Raw genomic sequence first — 18,058 nt, 5'->3', positions numbered from 1 at the left:
GAAGCGTTCCGCGCAGCCGGCGCGTCAGCCGGCTCGCTTGGCCTCGATCCGATCCCAGATCTGGGCGGCGATGTCGGGGCCGCCGAGGCGCTTGATGGCGCGCAAGCCGGTGGGCGAGGTGACGTTGATCTCGGTGAGGTTGCCGTCAATCACGTCGATGCCCACGAAGATCAGCCCCATCTCTCTCAGGGATGGACCGATGCGGGCGCAGATTTCCAGCTCCCGGTCAGTGAGGTCGGTGGGCTTTGCCGCGCCGCCGCGCACCATGTTGGAGCGCAGGTCGCCCTCGCTCGGCACCCGGTTCACCGCGCCGGCGGCCTCGCCGTCCACCAGGATGATGCGCTTGTCGCCGTGCTTCACCTCCGGCAGGAAGCGCTGGATCACCCAGGGCTCGCGGAAGGTGACGGAGAACAGGTCGTAGAGCGAGCCGAAGTTGAGGTCGTCGGCGGCGAGGCGGAACACGGCGGCGCCACCGTTGCCGTAGAGCGGCTTCATCACCACGTCGCCGAACTCGGCCCGGAAGGCCTTGATCTCGTCGAGGTCGCGAGAGATCAGCGTGGGCGGCATCAGCTCGGGAAATTCGGTGACAAAGATCTTTTCCGGCGCGTTGCGCACATGGGCTGGGTCGTTCACCACCAGCGTCTTGGGATGGATGCGCTCCAGAAGGTGGGTGGCGGTCACATAGGCCATGTCGAAGGGCGGATCCTGGCGCATCAGCACCACGTCCATCTCGCCCAATGCCACCCGCTGCTTCGCGCCGAGGGCGAAGTGGGCACCGGCCTCGTCCTTCACGCTCAGGGGCTCGACAGTGGCGAAGACCACGCCGTCGCGCATGGCCATGCGGTCGGGCGTGTAGTGGAACAGCGCGTGCCCGCGCGCCTCCGCCTCCAGGAGGAGGGCGAAGGTGGAATCGCCTTGAATGTTGATGTTGGCAATGTGGTCCATCTGGACCGCGACCTTCAGGGCCATGGCAATCTCCCGGTGCCCCGGCGGGGCTTCGGCTTATCTATAGGCGGTTGGGGCGCGCCGCCACCGTGCTTCAGCTCTCGGCCTCGAAGGCGCCGGGCAGGTGCTCGGCCTCCCCGGTGCGGGCGAGCAGCACGGCGTCGAAGCGCATGTTGAGGGCGGCGAGCTCGGGATGATCCATGAGGAAGGCCGCCGCCGCCGCGGCGATCCGTCGGCGCTGGCGCGCCTGGAGCGAGAAGGCGGCGTCCTCCAGGGTGGCGCGCAGCTTCACCTCGCAGAAGACGAGAAGATCGCCCTGGCGGGCGACCAGGTCGATCTCCCCCGCCTTGGTGCGCACGCGCCGCGCGAGGATGTCGAAGCCACGCGCGCCCAGAAGGGTGCCGGCCCGTTCCTCCGCCGCGATACCGCGGGCGTGGGCGGCGCGGCGACGGGCGATGGCGGTCGTCGGCGCGTCAGTCATCGCCGGGCGGGTCGTCCCGGTGGCGCCCTTCGCTCAAGGCCAGCGCCCGGGCATAGACTTCCCTCTTGGGCCGCCCGGTCATGGCGGCGACGGCGGCGACCGCATCTTTCAGAGAGGTGTCCCGCAGCGCGCGGGCGAGGGCCGCGTCCACATCGGCATCGCCCGCGGCCTCCTCCAGCGGCGGTCCGACCACCAGCACGATCTCGCCCTTTGGCGCCTCAAGGCCGGCGTAGTGGGCCGCGAGGGCGGGAAGATCGCCGCGGCGGACCTCTTCGAACGCCTTGGTGAGTTCACGGCACACCGCGGCCTTGCGCGGGCCGAGGGTGGCGGACAAATTGGCGAGGCTCTCGGCGAGGCGCGGCCCGGTTTCGTAGAAGACGAGGGTGGCGGGCACGGTGGCCAAAGCGGCGACGCGGTTCTTCCGCTGGCCGGCCTTGGGCGGCAGGAAGCCGTCGAACAGGAAGCAGTCGGTGGGCAGGCCCGCCGCCATCAGCGCCGCCAGGAGGGCCGAGGCGCCGGGCACCGGGTGCACGGTGAGCCCCGCCTCCGCCGCCTCCACCACCAGCTTGAAGCCGGGATCGGACACCAGCGGCGTGCCGGCGTCGGAGATCAGCGCCACCCGCTCGCCGGCGGCGAGGCGGGCGAGGAGCTTCGGCCGGGCGCTGGCGCCGTTGTGGTCGTGATAGGGCACGAGGGGCGTGGCGATGGCGTAGCGGTCAAGCAGGCGGCGGGAAATGCGGGTGTCCTCGCACGCGATCACGTCGGCGGCGGCCAGGGTCTCCAGGGCGCGCACGGTCACGTCGGCAAGGTTGCCGATGGGTGTCGCCACCACGTGAAGGCCGGGCGCCAGCCGCGGCGCGGGCAAGGTGGTGCCGGCGAGGAGGAAGGTCTTCGCTGCCGAGGGGCCGCCGCGGGGCTCCGCGCGTCCCGCGGCGGGCGGCGATCGGTGGGGGTGGGTCATGGCGCAACCATAGCTCCGCCCGCGCCGGACGGAAACGGCCGCGCGTCAGCCCATGTGGCGGGCGGCGGCAACGACGGCCTGCCCCAAGGCGAGGCCGCCGTCATTGGCCGGTACGTCGGCTGGCACCAGCACGGCGAGACCGCGGTGCGCGAGGGCGGCGACGGTGGCCTCCAGCAGCAGGGCGTTCTGGAACACCCCACCCGATAGCGCGACGGCTGCAATCGCTTCGCGGACGGCGATGCTCGCGGCCGCATCCGCGAACGCCTCGGCAAGTCCGTAATGAAACGCCGCCGCCATGGCCGATAGCGCGCGCCCGGCGGTGAGGTCCGCCACCATGGCTCGCCATGCGGGAGCGGGGTCGATCTCCCAGAGGGCGCCGGATGTCTCCGGCGCGAAAGGATAAGGCGGCGGGGTCCCCTCCGCCGTGGCCTCCAGCGCCATGGCGGCCTCTCCCTCGTGGCTCAGGCGCTCGGGCGCGAGGCCGAGGAGCGCTGCTGCCGCGTCGAACAGGCGCCCGGCTGAGGAGGCGAGCGGGGCGTTGATGCCCTTGTCCATCATCGCCCGCAGCGTCGGCACCGGCCGCCCGGCGAGGCACGCGGCGATATGGGGCGACGCATCCACCGCCGCGCGGCCCAGCGCCCGGTCCAGATGGGCCAGAAGCACCCGCCAGGGCTCGCGGCTCGCCGCATCGCCGCCGGCGAGCGCAATGGGTGAGAGCCGCGCCACCCGCCGGCTGGCGCGGTAGTCGCAGACGAGGATCTCCGCGCCCCACGCGGTGCCGTCATCTCCGAGCCCGAGGCCGTCGAGGGCGATGCCCACCACCCGCCCGTCGTGCCGCCGCCAGCCGTTCTCGGCCATTGCCGCCGCGATATGGGCGTGGTGGTGTTGAACCCCTTCGAGCGGAAGGCCGCCCTGCTCCGCCAGCAGGGCGCCGAGGCGGGTGGCGCGATAGTCCGGGTGGAGGTCCACCGCGACCACGGCCGGGCGGTGGGCGAAGAGGGCGGCGTAATCTGTCAGCGCGGTCTCGAAGGCGTCGCCGGTGGCCGGCTCGTCGAGGTCGCCGAGATGATGGGAGAGCAGCGCCTGCCCGCAGTGGGTGAGGCAGAGCGCGCTCTTGAGCTCGCCCCCCAGAGCGAGCACAGGCGGCGCATCAGCGAAGTCGTCGGGCAGCCTCAGCGGCGGCGGGGCAAGACCCCGGCCGCGGCGCATCACCCGCAGGCGTCCCGCCGCCACGCGGGCGACGCTGTCGTCGAGCCGGCGGGCGATAGGCCGGTCATGCATGAGGAAGCCGTCGACGATGCCGGCGAGGCTTGAGCGGGCTGCGTCGTCTTCGAACACCTGAGGCGCGCTGGATCGGTTGCCCGATGTCATCACCAGAGGCCGGCCGGCTGCGGCGACCAGGAGGTGATGCAGCGGCGTATAGGGCAGCATGATGCCGAGATGGCGCTGGCCGGGCGCGACGCCTGGGGCGAGGCCGGTGTCGGGCTTGAGCGCGAGGAGCACGATGGGGGCGGCGGGGGAGAGGAGGGCTTGCTCCTCCTCCTGCGAGATGGCGCACAGGCGGTGCGCGGTGGCGAGATCGGCCATCACCGCGAGCGGCTTCGTCGGCCTGTGCTTGCGGGCGCGCAGCAGGGCGACGGCCTCGCAATTCGTGGCGTCGCAGGCGATGTGGAAGCCGCCGATGCCCTTCACTGCCAGGATGCGCCCCGCCCCGAGCCAGCGGGCGGCTTCCAGCAGCGGATCGGCGGCAGCGACCACCTCTCCGTTCGCCTCCAGCCACAGGCGCGGCCCGCAGACGGGGCAGGCGATGGGCTGCGCGTGGAAGCGCCGGTCGGAAGGGTCGTCATATTCGCTGCGGCAGGCGGGACACATGGAAAAGCCCGCCATGGTGGTGGCGGACCGGTCGTAGGGCAGGCCGCGGACGATGGAGAAGCGCGGCCCGCAATCCGTGCAATTGGTGAAGGCGTAGCGGTGGCGGCGGGCGCCGGGCGTGGCGATCTCGGTCCGGCAGGCCGGGCAGGTGGCCACGTCCGGCACCACTCCCACGGAGACGGTGCCGGCGCCGCTCTCGATGATGCGGAAGCCCGCCTCCGGCACGGGCGCCGCCCGGCGCTCCACCGCCTCGACCCGCGCGAGCGGCGGCACCTCGGCCCGCAGCGCCTCGGCGAGAGCGTCGAGGGCGACGCGGGGGCCGCCGGCGTGGATCACCACCCGCCCGCCGGCATTGCGCACCGTGCCGTCGAGGCCCAGCCTGAGGGCGAGGCGATAGACGAAGGGGCGAAAGCCCACCCCCTGCACGATGCCGGAGACGGTGATCTCCTCGCCGGTCCGCTCCGCCTCGTCCACCATTGTCGTCAGTGCACCGTGCAGACCATGCAGGGATCGAACGAGCGCACGATGTGCTGCACGCTCACCGGGGTTGTCTCCCCCTGGCGCACCGGCGCCCCGACGAGGGCGGCCTCCAGCGGCCCCGGCTGGCCGGCGGCGTCGCGGGGCGAGAAGTTCCAGGTGGTGGGCGCGATGATCTGGTAGCGGGCGATGCGGCCCTTCTCCACCACCATCCAGTGGCCGAGGGCGCCGCGCGCCGCTTCCGTCAAACCGAAGGCGCGGCCCGCCTGGGGGGCTGTGCCCTGGGCGCACCAGGGGGCGCCCGGCTCCAGTGCCCGCACCCAGCCTTCCATGGTCATCAGGGTGCGCGCCGTCTCTACCAGCCGGCCGATCACGCGCGAGCGCACGTTGGCGCCTTCCCGTGCGGCGAGGTCGCGGGCCAGCGCATGCCCCGCCACCACCTGCCGGGCGAAGGCGCCGGTCTCGAACGGTCGGCCAGCGAGGCGCGGCGCCTTGCACCAGGTGTATCCGGTCTCGTCTGCGGCATCGGGAAAGGTCGAGCCCTCGAAGGGGGCATGGGGCGCATCGCGCCCCTCCATCCGGGCGAAGCTGTGGTCCTCCGCGATGGCGGCGGGATCGAGGCCGCCGGCGCGCCCCGCCGCGAAGGTGCCGCCGACATAGAGCCGCCCCTCTTCCTGCGGGTAGGCGCCGTAGGAGAGGAAGCGGTCGTGGGCGCGCCCCAGGGCCGAAAGATCGAGGTCGGCGGCGATCTCCAGGAACAGGCGGAAGTCGCCGTCCGGCCCCATGCTGCGCCAGCGGTCGAGCTCATCGACGCTGGCGAGCTCCGCCACGCGCTCGAGCGGCGCGCCGTAAAGCCGTCCCTCCAGATCGGCGCGCACCGCCCCGAGGGTGGCGAGAAGGCGCATCTTGTCCCGCGCGTCGGCGCCTTTGGCGACGCCGCCGGGCTGGAGGGCGAGGGTGTGCGGCCAGCGTCCCGCCAGCAGCCCCATGACATGCAGCAGCGTCGCCCGGGTGGCGAGGGCGGCGCGCACGCTCTCTCCGTGCGCCGCCTTGAAGCGCCGGGCAGCGGTGGCGAACCACGGGCGGTCCTCGTAAACCGCGCGGGCGAAGTCGGGCATGAAGAAGACGTGGAAGTGCGTGAGGTGGTCGGCGAGATTCTCGGTGGCGAGGATCAGGTTGGTGGCGGTGCGGCCATTGTCGGTGGGGATGATGCCCTCCAGCCCCGCCAGCGCCAGCGCCGCCGCGTGGGATTGCGACACCGAGCAGATCCCGCAGATGCGCGGCGCGATCACCAGGGCGTCGCGGGGATCGCGTCCTTCCAGGATGCGCTCGAAGCCGCGGAACAAAGGCGAGGAGACGAAGGCCTGCCGCACCGCGCCCTCGGCCACGTCGAGGCGCACCTCCAGATCGCCCTCCACCCGGTTGAAGGGCCCCACGACAAGGCGGGTTTCGCCATCGCTCATCGCTTGCGGATGTCCCGGACGGCAGGGGGCGTCACCACATGGTCGGATACCGCGTTGCGCCGCAGCCGCTCGGGCGTCGCCGCCTTGGCGAGCGACGAGAGGGCGATGAACCAGGCCTTGGGCATGTCGGTGGGCAGGCCCACGGGGATGCCGCCGATCTTGGGCGTTTCGAGGAAGGCGTGGCCCGGCTCCTCGAACTCCGGCGCCGTGCAATTGATGCAGGCATGACCGCCGCGGGTGCAGGAGCCCTCGCCGTTCCATAGGCGGGTGTTGCAGTCCGCATGGGCCTGGGTGCCGAGGCAGCCGAGGTGCTCCATCATGCAGCCGAGGTCGCTCATCTTCTCGGCGCTCGCCTTGTATTCGTAGTATTCGTTGCGCGGGCAGCCATGGTGCACGAGGTGGTCGGCGTAGAAGCGCGGACGGGCGTAGCTGTCGAGGTCGCCGGGACCGATAAGGCCGGCGGCGAGCAGCATCAAGGTCTCGGTGATCCAGTTGGGATGCGTCGGGCAGCCGGCGACGTTCACCACCGGAAGGCCCGAGCGGGAGCGGAAATCCGCACCCAGTGCCCCTCCCAGCCGGCGGCCGTCGAACTGGAGGCCGCAGGCGTCGGTGGGATTGATGCCGGCCGCCGTCACCCCGCCATAGGCGGCGCAGGTGCCCACCGCCACCACATGCTCCGCCACCGCCGCGAGCCGCCGCACCCATTCGACGGTGGGAATGTCGGTGCCGGCCAGGAGATGGAAGCGGCCGGTGCCGTTGGGGCCGCGCAGCAGCGCGCCCTCGATGCACAGGGCATCGAGCCGCACGGTGCCGTCCAGCACCGCCTGGAACAGGTCGAGCGCCTCGGCGCCGGTCTCCTCCGACAGGGTCGGGTGCCACAGGAAGCTGATGCCGGCGCTGGAAAGCGTCGCCGCGAGGTCCGGCGCCTCGGCGCACAGCAGCGACATGGTGCAGCCGCCGCAGCCGCCAGATTGCAGCCAGAGCACGGTGAAGGGGGCCTGTCGCCCGGCGACGGCGGGCGGGCGTGTCGCGACGCTCATGGCACAGCGGCCGGCAGCACGAGGGAGAGGACGGCGCCGCCCTCCGGATGGTTCGTCGCCTCGAGCCGCCCCTCATGCTCCTCGGCGATACGGTAGCAGATGGAGAGGCCGAGGCCGGTCCCCTTGCCCACCGGCTTGGTGGTGAAGAACGGATCGAAGATGCGCCCGAGCAAGTCCTCGGGAATGCCTGGCCCGGTGTCGCGCACCCGCACCGCGACGCGGGGCCCCTCGGGACCTTCGAGCCGGGCGCCGGTGATCTCCAGCCGCCGGTCGGGGCGGCCTTCCAGGGCATCCACCGCGTTCTGCACCAGATTCATCATCACCTGGTGGATGTGGCCGGGATGGCCCACCGCCTCCAGCCCGTCTGGCACCTGCATGGCGATGCCGAGGTCCGGCATCTGTGATTTGGCCACCCAGTCCACCGCCGAACGCACCACGCCGGCAAGATCGAACACCTCGCGTGCCTCGCGCCGGTCGGAGGAGAAGCGGCGCAGGTCGGCGACGATGTCACGGACGCGCTCTGCGCCCTCCAGCATGCCGGAGAGGGTGGCAGGAATGTCGGAGAGCGCCCGGTCGATGCGCATTTCGCCCCGGGCGCGGGCGAGGGCGGTGGCGTCCGCCCCGCCATGGACCTGACCGAGATAGGCGATGAGGCGCTCGGCATAGCGCTTCAGCGCATGGGCATTGCCGTAGACGAAGGAGATGGGATTGTTCAGCTCGTGCGCGACGCCGGCCACGAGGCGGCCGAGCGAGGCCATCTTTTCCGCATGCACCAGCTGCTGCTGGGTGCGCTTGAGATGCTCGTGCGCCTTGGCCAGCTCGTGATAGGCGGCGCGCAGCTCGCCGATGGGCCGCCCCACCAGCACGATTCCGACCGCCCGCCCGCGGGGATCGAAGCGCAGCGCGCCGTTCACCGAGACCGCGAGCGGTCCCTCGGGAGTCGACAGAGCGAATTCGCGATCGGCGATGCGCTGGCGCCGCGCCACGGTAGCGAGCACGTCGGCGGCCGAGGTCTGCGACGAGACATCCAGCAGGGCGCCGAGGGGCCGGCCGACAAGGGCGTCGGCGTGCTGGCCGAAGGCGCGCTCGGCGGCAAGGTTCACCTGCTCGACCCGGCCGGAGAGGTCGCAGGCGACCAGCACGTCGGTCATGGAGCCGAGCAGGCCGGCGATGAAGCCCTGAGCTTCCTCCAGCGCGGCATTCTTCGCCTCCAGCTCCACCTGCTGGCGGACGAGCTCGGCATAGGTCTCGTCCATCTTGCGGATGACGGCGATCCACGCCTCCTCCGCGTCGACGCCGAATTCCGCCCCGGCGCGCGGGAGCGCCAGCGGGCCGCTGGCGAGCGGTCCGTCGGGGAGAAAGTCCTTGCCCTCGTTGAGGGGCATCGGGCGGTCCTGCGCAGCGGTCGGGAGGGTCAGGTTAGTCCCGACCGTCCCTCCGGCGCAACGCCGCGGCGCGGCTCAGCGCGCCTCCAGGCCGTCGCGCAGGGCGCGCAGGCGGTCATAGGTGTCGGGGAAGGCGTCGAGGCGGGTGACGCCCACCATGCGGATGTAGGCGTTGGGGCCGAAGCGCAGCCATTGCACCAGCTTCACCGGCGTGCCGGTCTTCACATCCACGCCGGTGGCCATCACCTCGAAGCCAGCCTGCCCGCCGATGCGCTGGGGCTCGGCGCGCTCCAGCCGCAGGTCCTTGACGCCCGGCACCGAGGCGAGCGCGCGCAGGGCGAACTGCCGGCGCTCATCGTCACGCGGGGCCCCGCCTGCGATGGAAACCACGAATACCGCCTGCTCCGGGCCTTCCACCACGTCCTTGGGGCCGTCGGTGAGCAGCAGCGTGGTTCCCCCGAGCGCCTTGATGGGACGGAAGCCGGCGAGGTTGGTGAGCACGAAGGGCAGTGCCCCCATCTGATCGGCGACGCCGCGGAACGCCACGGTCGAGAAGGCCGCACGCACCGCCGCGTCGGGATAGGCGGAGGCCTCCGCCACCGGCACCTGCAATGTGATGAGGCCGGCGCTGGCATCGTTGCCCACGAGCAGCACCCATTTGCGCACGGTGACCGGTCCGGCGTTCTGGTTGCCGACGAAGAGCATGGCGCGCGCGCCCTTCAGCGGGAAGGACTCGCGCTTTTCGAGGGTAATGCCCTTGGCGCCGAGCGCCGCATCCGAAAAGCCGGCGGCGATCTGGTCGTAGGCCTCGGCGGGCATGTCCACGACGAGGATGGAGGCCTTGTGGGCGGGGTCCTCGAAGCCGGAAAATTGCGTGCTTTCCACCATGCCGGGGGGCGGGACGAGGCCGATGGCGGCGCCGCGCGGGAACTGCACCTCCACGGCATGTGCCGGCGCGAGGGCGGCGCTGCCGATGACGGTGGAGCAAAGCGACAGGGCAAGGAGGATGGCGGCGAAGAATAGGCGCATGGAGGACTCCGGCGGGCTGGCCCGGCGGCGGGGCCTCCGCACCCCGAAGCGGGCCGAACCTTCTGTGTCGGGCGACATTCCGGCTTTTGTGTGGGGCCGGTGGCGAGAGCGTGGCGCGTCAGGCGGTCACGCGCCGCAGGGTGAGATTGAAGCGGCCGCCCTCGGCAAGAAGCGTCGAGGTGCCGGGCAGGATGCGGTCGATGCCATGGAAGGCCAGCCGGCTCTCCCCACCGAGGACGACCACGTCTCCCGAGCCGAGCCGCACCGAGCGCGTCGCGCCCCGCCGGCTGTCGCTGCCGATGCGGAACAGGGCGGTATCCCCCAGCGACACGGAGAGGACCGGAGCGGTGAAATCCGCCTCGTCGCGATCCTGATGCAAGCTCATGCGGGCGTCGGGCGCGTAATAATTGATGAGGCAAGCTTCGGGCGGGGGCGCGCCGGGGGCGAAGCGGGTCCAGAGCGCCTCGAGTGCACGGGGCAGCGGAGGCCAGGGACGGCGAGTTTCGGGGTGGAATGGCTGATAACGGTATCCTGATGCATCAGAGACCCAGCCGAGCGGCCCGCAATTGCTCATGCGTACCGAAAAGGGCTTGGCCGTGCGGGGCATGGTGGGTGTGAAGAGCGGCGCCTCGGCGAGGATGGCGCGGATGTCGGCGACAAGCGCCTCCTGGGCCGCCCGGTCCAGCGCCTCGCGCTGCCACAGGGCGCCGGGGGCGATCTCCAGCGCCGCGGGGCCGGGCCGCGCAGCCCCCATCGCTGGGGTCGGGGGCGTGACGATCGGGGAAGTCCCGGTCACCAGCCGGCCGCCGGGATTTTGGCCTTTTGAAGAAGAGGCTCGATCGGCACGGTGGCTTTCCCTTGTCGCGACATCGGCTTTAATACGATAGTAACTATATATTACAGCACAGGTTTCGGCCACATCGGAACAAATTCGGAAGGAACCATGTCGTCCTGCTGGGGACCGGGGAAGAGGAGTTGCTACCATGCAGGATCGTCTTGGTAAGGATCGTTTCCGCGGGGATCGTCTCTCGTCGCGCATCTCCCGGCCGTCGGGCGGCGACCGGCTCCTTCGGCGGGCGGCGCTGGTACTGGGTGTTCTGGCGGGCGGCGCTTCCGCCGCTGCGGCGCAGACCACAGTGGCGGTGCCCGGCGGCTATGTCACCTTCACGCCCGCCCAGCGGCAGTACATCGAGACCTATGTGGTGCGCCATCCCGTCCCGCCGGCGCTAGTCCCCGGCGGCTTCGTGGCGGCGGTAGGCGAGGTCGTCCCGCCCGGTGTCGCCCTGCGCCGCTTCGGCCCGCCGCAGCCGGTCTACGGCGCCGCGCCGTATGATCCCGCCTACGGCCCCGGCTATGGCCGTCCGGCCTACGGTCCCGGCTACGCCACCGCCGGCTATGACCCGGACGACCGCGTGCCGGCCGACGAGTCGGAAGCGGAGGCCTATGGTGGCGATTATGGCGTGGGCGGATACCGCTACGTCGTTTTGCCCAGCCAGGAGACGGCGGTGGTAGAGCCGCGCAGCCGGCGGATCATCCTGATCGTCGAGTGAGCCAATCGGGCGTGGCGGGGCGGCGGGGCTTTGGGCATAGTGCCGCGCCGCCGACCCCGCCACCGGGACTGGCGGCGATGGGAGGACGGCATGGCACCCCACGGGAAGTTCTACTGGAATGAACTGCTCACCGACGATTTGGAGAAAGCCAAGGCCTTTTACGGCGCAACGCTCGGCTGGACCTTCTCGCCCATGCCCATGGACGGCGGCGCAACCTACTACATCGCCATGCTGGGCGATGAACCGGTGGCGGGCATGATGGACAAGACGGACGTCCTGCCGCCCGAGGTGCCGCCCCACTGGTTCAGCTACATCAATGTGGACGACGTGCAGGCGCGGCTGAAGGCGCTCACCGCGGCGGGCGGCCGTGTCATGAAGGAGCCGTTCGAGATCCCGGGCGTCGGTTGCATCGCCATCGTCGCCGACGCCACCGGCGCTCCCTTCGGCATCATGACCGCCACCGACGCCTGACCTATGCCTCCTGTCAGCCGAGAAGCTCCGACGCGGTGGTGCGGGTGACGCCCGCCGCCTCCATGTCGGCAAGGGCGGCGGTGAGCGACCCGTCCACATTGATGGCGCGGCACGCGTCTTCCACCACAAGGGTGGTAAATCCGTGCCGTGCGGCATCCACCGCCGACCATGAGACGCAGAAGTCGAGCGCCAGGCCCGCAAGGTAGACGGTATCTATCCCCCGCTCGCGCAGATAGCCGGCGAGGCCGGTGGGCGTCGCACGATCGGCCTCAAAGAAGGTGGAATAACTGTCGATGCCGGCATGGTGGCCCTTGCGCACCACCAGCTGGGCATGGGGGACGCGCACCTGCGGCGCGATGGCGGCGCCGGGGCTGTCCTGGATGCAGTGGTCCGGCCACAGGATCTGCGGCCCATAGTCCAGTTCGATCCGCTCGAAGGGCGCCCGGCCGGCATGGGTCAAGGCGAAGGAGACGTGGCCCGCCGGATGCCAGTCCTGGCTCAGCACCACGTTGCGGAAGCGGGTTGCCAGAGCGTTGGCGAGGTCGAGCACCTCGTCTCCGCCGGGCACCGCCAGAGCCCCGCCGGGCAGGAAGTCCAGCTGGAGGTCCACGAGCACCAGCACGGCGCTGGCGGCGCTGCCGCCCGGCCCTCGGCCACCCGGGGTCTGCGGACGCAATGTCAAGGGGTTCACGGGATTTCCTCGCGCGGGCGTGAAAAAGCTCCCGCGGCCTGCTAGCACGCCTTGCGGGGCCAAATCACCCCCCCTATATGCGCCACGATCGCCGTTTTCGCGGCGAACCCCAATTCGAAAGTTCAGGGGGCCGGCGGATCGGCCGCGGGAGGGGCTCGCGGTTCATCCTCCGCGGGTGCCGAAAGGGCCCGGTCGGCCTGCCGGCAAGGAGAAAACCATATGGCCAAGATCATCGGTATCGACCTCGGCACCACCAATTCCTGCGTTGCGGTGATGGAGGGGTCCACCCCGAAAGTCATCGAGAACGCCGAGGGCGCGCGCACCACGCCTTCCATCGTCGCCTTCACGGAGGACGGCGAGCGTCTCGTGGGCCAGCCTGCCAAGCGGCAGAGCGTCACCAATCCCGAGCGCACCTTCTTCGCGGTGAAGCGCCTCATCGGCCGCCGCTACGACGATCCCACCGTCGAGAAGGACAAGAAGCTCGTCCCCTATTCCATCGTGCGCGCCGACAACGGCGATGCCTGGGTCGAGGCGGACGGCAAGAAGTATTCTCCCTCGCAAATCTCCGCCTTCATCCTGCAGAAGATGAAGGAGACGGCCGAGTCGTTCCTGGGCGAGAAGGTGGAGAAGGCGGTCATCACCGTCCCCGCCTACTTCAACGACGCCCAGCGCCAGGCCACCAAGGATGCCGGCAAGATCGCCGGCCTCGAGGTGCTGCGCATCATCAACGAGCCCACCGCGGCGGCGCTCGCCTACGGTCTCGACAAGAAGTCGGCCGGTACCATCGCGGTCTATGACCTCGGCGGCGGCACCTTCGACGTGTCGGTGCTGGAGATCGGCGACGGCGTGTTCGAGGTGAAGTCCACCAACGGCGACACCTTCCTCGGCGGCGAAGACTTCGACATGCGGCTCGTGGGCTATCTGGCCGACGAGTTCAAGAAGGAGCAGGGCATCGACCTGCGCAACGATAAGCTCGCCCTCCAGCGGCTGAAGGAAGCCGCCGAGAAGGCCAAGATCGAGCTGTCGTCCGCCACCCAGACCGAAATCAACCTGCCCTTCATCACGGCGGATGCCTCCGGCCCGAAGCATCTCACCATGAAGCTCACCCGCGCCAAGTTCGAGGCGCTGGTGGACGACCTCATCCAGCGCACCGTTGAGCCCTGCAAGCTCGCGCTGAAGGATGCCGGCCTCACCGCCGGGCAGATCGACGAGGTTGTCCTCGTCGGCGGCATGACCCGCATGCCCAAGGTGCAGGAAGTGGTGAAGCAGTTCTTCGGCAAGGAGCCCCACAAGGGCGTCAACCCGGACGAGGTGGTCGCCATCGGTGCCGCCATCCAGGCGGGCGTGCTCCAGGGCGACGTGAAGGACGTGCTGCTCCTCGACGTGACCCCGCTGTCTCTGGGCATCGAGACGCTGGGCGGCGTGTTCACCCGCCTCATCGACCGCAACACCACCATCCCCACCAAGAAGAGTCAGGTGTTCTCCACGGCGGAAGATGGCCAGACCGCGGTGACCATCCGCGTGTTCCAGGGCGAGCGCGAGATGGCGGCGGACAACAAGATGCTCGGCCAGTTCGACCTCATGGGCATCCCGCCCGCGCCCCGCGGCGTGCCGCAGGTGGAGGTGACCTTCGACATCGACGCCAACGGCATCGTGCAGGTCTCCGCCAAGGACAAGGGCACCGGCAAGGAGCAGCAGATCCGCATCCAGGCCTCGGGCGGCCTGAATGACGCCGACATCGAGAAGATGGTGAAGGACGCCGAGGCCCACGCGGCCGAGGACAAGAAGCGCCGCGCTCTGGTGGAAGCCAAGAACCACGCGGAAGCCCTCATCCACTCCACCGAGAAGGCCGTCGCCGAGCATGGCGACAAGGTCGGCGCGGCGGAGAAGGGCGCCATCGAGGCGGCTCTGGCGGAGCTGAAGTCCGCCCTCGAGGGCGAGGACGCCGAGGCTATCACCGCCAAGACCAACGCGGTGGCCCAGGCCTCCCTCAAGCTCGGCGAGGCCATGTATGCGGCCCAGCAGGGCGGCGAGGCGGGCGCTTCGGCTCCGAAGGACGACGTGGTGGACGCGGAGTTCACCGAGGTCGACGACGACAAGAAGAAGTCGGCCTGAGTTTGATCCGGCGGGCGCCTAGCGCCCGCCGGTCCTCCTCCGGGAGGAGCGAATATTCTGCGAGCGCCCTCGGGCTCGGCCCAATGCGAGGGGCCACACGCCGGGCAGGCCGGGGGAGTTGCTGCCGCCTGCGTTCCCGGACATAACGCTTTGATAGCCGGCTGAGGCACGGCCCGGCGGAAGATCGGCGTCAAGGCGAAGGCCCCGCCGTCCGGCCGCGCGGGAGCGGCCCAGTTGGCAGGTGAAGATAGACGATGGCCAAGCGCGATTATTACGAAACCCTCGGCTGCGACCGCGGCGCCGATGAGACGGTGCTGAAGGCCTCCTATCGCAAGCTCGCCATGAAGTGGCACCCGGACCGCAACCAGGGCGATGCGGAAGCCGAGGTGATGTTCAAGGAGGTCAACGAGGCCTACGAGGTCTTGAAGGACCCCCAGAAGCGCGCGGCCTACGACCGTTTCGGCCATGCCGCCTTCGAGAATGGCGGCGGTGGTCCCGGCTTCGGCAACGACTTCGCCTCCTCCTTCGCCGACATCTTCGACGATCTCTTCGGCGGCTCCATGGGCCGCGGGCGCGGCGGCGGGCAGGCGCGCGGGCGCGGCTCCGATTTGCGCTACAACATGGAGATCACGCTGGAGGAAGCGTTCGTCGGCAAGACGGCGCAGATCAAGATCCCCACGTCCGTCGCCTGCGAGGCCTGCTCGGGCTCCGGCGCCAAGCCCGGCACCCAGCCCAAGGCCTGCCGCACCTGCGGCGGCGCGGGCAAGATCCGGCATGCCCAGGGCTTCTTCACGCTGGAACGCACCTGCCCCACCTGCCAGGGCCGCGGCAGCGTCATCGAGGATCCTTGCAGCGCCTGCGGCGGCGCGGGCCGGGTGACCCGCGAGCGCGCCCTTTCGGTGCAGATTCCCCCCGGCGTCGAGGATGGCACCCGCATCCGTCTCGGCGGCGAGGGCGAGGCCGGCGTGCGCGGCGGGCCGGCGGGCGACCTCTACATCTTCCTCTCCATCGAGCCCCACCCCTTCTTCCAGCGGGAGGGCGCGGACCTCTATTGCCGCGTGCCCATCTCCATGGTCACGGCCGCGCTGGGCGGCGCGGTGGAGGTGCCGACCATCGACGGCGACAAGACCAAGGTGAAGATCCCCGAGGGCACCCAGTCGCAGAAGCGCTTCCGCCTCTCCGGCAAGGGCATGCCCATCCTGCGCTCGCGCTCCGCCGGCGACATGTATGTCCAGGTGGTGGTGGAAACGCCGCAGAAGCTGACCAAGCGTCAGAAGGAGCTGCTCGCCGAGTTCGACAAGGACAGCTCGGGCGAGACTCATCCGGAATCCACCGGCTTTTTCGCCAAGGTGAAGGAATTCTTCCAGGGCGCCGCGGGTGAAGGGGCGTGAGCTCTGCCACAGCACCAGCGGTAATCCTGTCATGAGCCCGTCCGCGACGAAGTCGGAGCCTGCCGCCTTTGCGGAATGTCGGCCGGCTGCCCGCCACCCGGTCCAGCCGTACCCCTCGCCGCCGCGTGTCACCCTTGCGCGAATCTTGACCCGCTTCCCTTTCCCGTCTAAGCGCCTGATATCCGATCCTGTCGGGCGTCCGAGGTGCCGTTGATGCTTCAGTCCCACGACCACCGCAGGCCGCTTCAGAAGCCCCTGCTCCAGAAGCCCCACCTCAAGGACGAGGTGCGTTTCCTGCAGTCGTGGTTCCAGAATCCGCTCAAGACCGGCGCGGTCGCGCCGTCCAGCCCGGCCCTCGCCAAGATGATGGCGAGCTACCTCGATCCGAAGATGGACGGCCCGGTGATCGAGCTCGGGCCGGGCACCGGCCCCGTCACCAAGGCGCTGATCCAGCGGGGCTTCTCGCAGGATCGCCTGTTCCTGATCGAGTACAATCCCGAATTCTGCGCTTTGCTGCGCCTGCGCTATCCCGGCGCCACCATCATCAACGGTGACGCCTACGCCCTCGGCAAGACCCTCAAGGATCGCCTGCCGGGCAAGGCCGTGGGCACCATCTCGTCCCTACCGCTGTTCACCATGCCGGAAGCCGAGCGCCACCGCATGGTCAACGAGGCCTTTGACCTCTCCCATCCGGGCGGGCCGTTCGTTCAGTTCACCTATGCGGTGGTCTCCCCGGTGCCGCTGGTGCCCGGCGCCATCGATGGCGAGCGCTCGCCGCGCGTGTGGCGCAACATTCCGCCCGCCCGCGTCTGGGCCTATCGCCGCCCCTGAGTCCGCAACGGCCGGCACGCTGCCGGCCGCGCCTCCCGCCGGGGCCGCCCGTGACGGATCTCCTCTATCTCACCCATCCCCAGGTCCAGGTCGACCCGGCCGTCCCGGTTCCCCTCTGGGGCCTATCGCAGGTCGGCCGCGATCGCACGCGCGCCTTTGCCGCACGGCTCGACCGCTTGCGCGTGGGCCGCGTCGTGGCGTCCGCCGAGACCAAGGCGCAGGAGACGGCGGCGCTGCTGGCAGCAGTCCTGAGCCTTCCCATCGAAGTGCGCGAGGAGATGGGCGAAAACGACAGGTCGGCAACAGGTTACCTGCCGGAAGCCGAATTCCAGCAGATGGCCGATGCGTTCTTCGCCTGTCCATCGGAAAGCGTGCGTGGCTGGGAGCGGGCGGTGGACGCCCAGGCCCGCATCGTCCGCGCGGTTGAGAGCGTCCTCGCCGAGGCGGATGGGAAGCAGCGGGGCACCGTGCTCTTCGTTGGGCATGGCGGGGTGGGCACCTTGCTTCTGTGCCATCTCGCGGGCTACGCCATCTCCCGTGCGTATGACCAGCCGCCGGTGGGGGGCGGATGCTGGTTCGCGAGCGCGCCCGGACGCCGCCCGGACCGGTGGCGGCCAATGGAGGAAGCCCCATGACGCGCCCGGATGACATCGCCGCCGAAGCCGACCGGCGCGCCCGCGAGCGGCTCATCGTGGCGCTGGACTTTCCCTGCGTGGCCGCGGCCGAGGCGATGGTCTGGCAACTGGGCGACGTGGTGAATTTCTACAAGATCGGCCTCGAGCTGTCGGTGGCCGGGGGGCTCGATCTCGCCGCCGATCTCGTGGGGGCTGGCAAGAAGGTGTTTCTTGACCTGAAGCTCCACGACATCGGCAATACGGTGGAGCGGGCCACCGCCGCCGCCGCGGAGCGGGGGGTGCATATCCTCACCGTCCATGCCTATCCCCAAACCATGGCCGCCGCGGCCCGCGGCGCCGCGGGCACGCCGCTGGAGGTGCTGGGCGTGACGGTGCTGACCTCCTATGACGATGCCGACCTCGCCGCTGCCGGCTATCGCGACAGCGTGACCGAGACGGTGCGGCTGCGCGCCGGGCAGGCGCGGGAGGCGGGCATCGCCGGCGTCATCTGCGCCCCCACCGACGCTGCCATGGTGCGCGCCATCCTCGGACCGGACGGGCGGGTGGTGACGCCGGGGGTGCGGCCGCGGGGCGCGGCGATCGGCGACCAGAAGCGTGTCGCCACCCCGGCCGAGGCCATCGCGGCCGGTGCGGACCGCATCGTTGTCGGCCGCCCGATCACCGCGGCGGAAGATCCGGTGGCGGCGGCGAAGGCGATCATCGAAGAATTGCACGGCTGAGG

17 protein-coding genes are annotated in these 18,058 nt (G+C 70.5%); 7 read left to right on the top strand and 10 right to left on the bottom strand.

The features are described 5' to 3' along the window. Nucleotides 1–24 precede the first annotated feature (24 nt). From gshB to ABLE93_RS15300, 9 genes are all read right to left on the bottom strand, one after another. On the bottom strand, nucleotides 25–969 hold the full coding sequence (gene gshB / locus ABLE93_RS15340) for a glutathione synthase (protein WP_348840710.1): 945 nt from the start codon (nucleotides 967–969) through the stop codon (nucleotides 25–27). 70 nt (nucleotides 970–1,039) lie between these two features. Further along, nucleotides 1,040–1,426, bottom strand: coding sequence for a YraN family protein (locus tag ABLE93_RS15335; RefSeq protein WP_348840709.1), 387 nt, complete (start codon nucleotides 1,424–1,426; stop codon nucleotides 1,040–1,042). Further along, nucleotides 1,419–2,387, bottom strand: a complete 969-nt coding sequence (gene rsmI, locus ABLE93_RS15330; RefSeq protein ID WP_348840708.1) for a 16S rRNA (cytidine(1402)-2'-O)-methyltransferase — start codon at nucleotides 2,385–2,387, stop codon at nucleotides 1,419–1,421. Before rsmI ends, ABLE93_RS15335 begins: the two co-directional genes overlap by 8 nt. 45 nt (nucleotides 2,388–2,432) lie before the next feature. After that, nucleotides 2,433–4,736 (bottom strand): carbamoyltransferase HypF, encoded by a 2,304-nt coding sequence (hypF, locus tag ABLE93_RS15325; RefSeq protein WP_348840707.1) that lies wholly within the window; start codon nucleotides 4,734–4,736, stop codon nucleotides 2,433–2,435. Nucleotides 4,737–4,741: 5 nt separating this feature from the next. Continuing rightward, nucleotides 4,742–6,199 (bottom strand): nickel-dependent hydrogenase large subunit, encoded by a 1,458-nt coding sequence (locus ABLE93_RS15320; protein WP_348840706.1) that lies wholly within the window; start codon nucleotides 6,197–6,199, stop codon nucleotides 4,742–4,744. Beyond that, nucleotides 6,196–7,239, bottom strand: a complete 1,044-nt coding sequence (locus ABLE93_RS15315) for an NADH-quinone oxidoreductase subunit B family protein (protein WP_348840705.1) — start codon at nucleotides 7,237–7,239, stop codon at nucleotides 6,196–6,198. Before ABLE93_RS15315 ends, ABLE93_RS15320 begins: the two co-directional genes overlap by 4 nt. Next, nucleotides 7,236–8,624, bottom strand: coding sequence for a sensor histidine kinase (locus tag ABLE93_RS15310; RefSeq protein ID WP_348840704.1), 1,389 nt, complete (start codon nucleotides 8,622–8,624; stop codon nucleotides 7,236–7,238). The genes ABLE93_RS15315 and ABLE93_RS15310 overlap by 4 nt, the downstream gene beginning before the upstream one ends. 75 nt (nucleotides 8,625–8,699) lie before the next feature. Continuing rightward, nucleotides 8,700–9,653 (bottom strand): hypothetical protein, encoded by a 954-nt coding sequence (locus tag ABLE93_RS15305; RefSeq protein ID WP_348840703.1) that lies wholly within the window; start codon nucleotides 9,651–9,653, stop codon nucleotides 8,700–8,702. A 118-nt stretch (nucleotides 9,654–9,771) separates the two neighbouring features. Beyond that, the gene (locus ABLE93_RS15300; protein ID WP_348840835.1) at nucleotides 9,772–10,407 is read right to left on the bottom strand and encodes an alpha-ketoglutarate-dependent dioxygenase AlkB; all 636 of its coding nucleotides are present in this window, start codon (nucleotides 10,405–10,407) and stop codon (nucleotides 9,772–9,774) included. A 229-nt stretch (nucleotides 10,408–10,636) separates the two neighbouring features. Here ABLE93_RS15300 and ABLE93_RS15295 point away from each other — a divergent pair, with 229 nt between their 5' ends. Beyond that, nucleotides 10,637–11,203 carry a hypothetical protein gene (locus ABLE93_RS15295; protein ID WP_348840702.1) on the top strand — a complete coding sequence of 189 codons (567 nt, stop codon included), beginning with the start codon at nucleotides 10,637–10,639 and terminating at the stop codon, nucleotides 11,201–11,203. A 90-nt stretch (nucleotides 11,204–11,293) separates the two neighbouring features. Then, nucleotides 11,294–11,674: a VOC family protein gene (locus ABLE93_RS15290; RefSeq protein WP_348840701.1), complete on the top strand. Its 381-nt coding sequence runs from the start codon at nucleotides 11,294–11,296 to the stop codon at nucleotides 11,672–11,674. A gap of 13 nt (nucleotides 11,675–11,687) precedes the next feature. Here ABLE93_RS15290 and pncA read toward each other — a convergent pair whose 3' ends face one another. Beyond that, the gene (pncA, locus tag ABLE93_RS15285) at nucleotides 11,688–12,356 is read right to left on the bottom strand and encodes a bifunctional nicotinamidase/pyrazinamidase (RefSeq protein WP_348840834.1); all 669 of its coding nucleotides are present in this window, start codon (nucleotides 12,354–12,356) and stop codon (nucleotides 11,688–11,690) included. A 228-nt stretch (nucleotides 12,357–12,584) separates the two neighbouring features. On the opposite strand from pncA, the gene dnaK reads away from it, so the two are divergent. The 5 genes from dnaK (at nucleotide 12,585) to pyrF (ending at nucleotide 18,056) form a co-directional block, all read left to right on the top strand. Continuing rightward, a complete protein-coding gene (dnaK, locus tag ABLE93_RS15280; protein ID WP_348840700.1) occupies nucleotides 12,585–14,480 on the top strand; it encodes a molecular chaperone DnaK in 1,896 nt (631 codons plus the stop codon). A gap of 254 nt (nucleotides 14,481–14,734) precedes the next feature. Beyond that, the gene (dnaJ, locus tag ABLE93_RS15275) at nucleotides 14,735–15,871 is read left to right on the top strand and encodes a molecular chaperone DnaJ (protein WP_348840699.1); all 1,137 of its coding nucleotides are present in this window, start codon (nucleotides 14,735–14,737) and stop codon (nucleotides 15,869–15,871) included. 213 nt (nucleotides 15,872–16,084) lie between these two features. Then, nucleotides 16,085–16,702, top strand: a complete 618-nt coding sequence (locus ABLE93_RS15270; protein ID WP_348840698.1) for a class I SAM-dependent methyltransferase — start codon at nucleotides 16,085–16,087, stop codon at nucleotides 16,700–16,702. Nucleotides 16,703–16,752: 50 nt separating this feature from the next. Then, a complete protein-coding gene (locus ABLE93_RS15265) occupies nucleotides 16,753–17,337 on the top strand; it encodes a histidine phosphatase family protein (RefSeq protein WP_348840697.1) in 585 nt (194 codons plus the stop codon). Continuing rightward, entirely contained in the window at nucleotides 17,334–18,056 is a 723-nt protein-coding gene (pyrF, locus tag ABLE93_RS15260) for an orotidine-5'-phosphate decarboxylase (RefSeq protein WP_348840696.1), read from the top strand. Before ABLE93_RS15265 ends, pyrF begins: the two co-directional genes overlap by 4 nt. The last annotated feature ends 2 nt before the right edge of the window (nucleotides 18,057–18,058 follow it).

Origin of the sequence: Xanthobacter pollutisoli, assembly GCF_040044995.1 — a bacterium.
Classification (GTDB): domain Bacteria; phylum Pseudomonadota; class Alphaproteobacteria; order Rhizobiales; family Xanthobacteraceae; genus Xanthobacter.
This window is presented reverse-complemented; position numbering and strand designations above follow the sequence as displayed.

Excerpts from the sequence above, each read along its gene's own strand:
- ABLE93_RS15295 (WP_348840702.1), top strand. The coding sequence starts at position 10,637 with ATGCAGGATCGTCTTGGTAAGGATCGTTTCCGCGGGGATCGTCTCTCG.
- pyrF (WP_348840696.1), top strand. The coding sequence starts at position 17,334 with ATGACGCGCCCGGATGACATCGCCGCCGAAGCCGACCGGCGCGCCCGC.
- ABLE93_RS15290 (WP_348840701.1), top strand. The coding sequence starts at position 11,294 with ATGGCACCCCACGGGAAGTTCTACTGGAATGAACTGCTCACCGACGAT.
- ABLE93_RS15310 (WP_348840704.1), bottom strand. The coding sequence starts at position 8,624 with ATGCCCCTCAACGAGGGCAAGGACTTTCTCCCCGACGGACCGCTCGCC.
- gshB (WP_348840710.1), bottom strand. The coding sequence starts at position 969 with ATGGCCCTGAAGGTCGCGGTCCAGATGGACCACATTGCCAACATCAAC.
- ABLE93_RS15305 (WP_348840703.1), bottom strand. The coding sequence starts at position 9,653 with ATGCGCCTATTCTTCGCCGCCATCCTCCTTGCCCTGTCGCTTTGCTCC.
- hypF (WP_348840707.1), bottom strand. The coding sequence starts at position 4,736 with ATGGTGGACGAGGCGGAGCGGACCGGCGAGGAGATCACCGTCTCCGGC.
- dnaK (WP_348840700.1), top strand. The coding sequence starts at position 12,585 with ATGGCCAAGATCATCGGTATCGACCTCGGCACCACCAATTCCTGCGTT.
- ABLE93_RS15335 (WP_348840709.1), bottom strand. The coding sequence starts at position 1,426 with ATGACTGACGCGCCGACGACCGCCATCGCCCGTCGCCGCGCCGCCCAC.
- ABLE93_RS15300 (WP_348840835.1), bottom strand. The coding sequence starts at position 10,407 with ATGGGGGCTGCGCGGCCCGGCCCCGCGGCGCTGGAGATCGCCCCCGGC.
- dnaJ (WP_348840699.1), top strand. The coding sequence starts at position 14,735 with ATGGCCAAGCGCGATTATTACGAAACCCTCGGCTGCGACCGCGGCGCC.
- ABLE93_RS15320 (WP_348840706.1), bottom strand. The coding sequence starts at position 6,199 with ATGAGCGATGGCGAAACCCGCCTTGTCGTGGGGCCCTTCAACCGGGTG.
- ABLE93_RS15270 (WP_348840698.1), top strand. The coding sequence starts at position 16,085 with ATGCTTCAGTCCCACGACCACCGCAGGCCGCTTCAGAAGCCCCTGCTC.
- ABLE93_RS15315 (WP_348840705.1), bottom strand. The coding sequence starts at position 7,239 with ATGAGCGTCGCGACACGCCCGCCCGCCGTCGCCGGGCGACAGGCCCCC.
- rsmI (WP_348840708.1), bottom strand. The coding sequence starts at position 2,387 with ATGACCCACCCCCACCGATCGCCGCCCGCCGCGGGACGCGCGGAGCCC.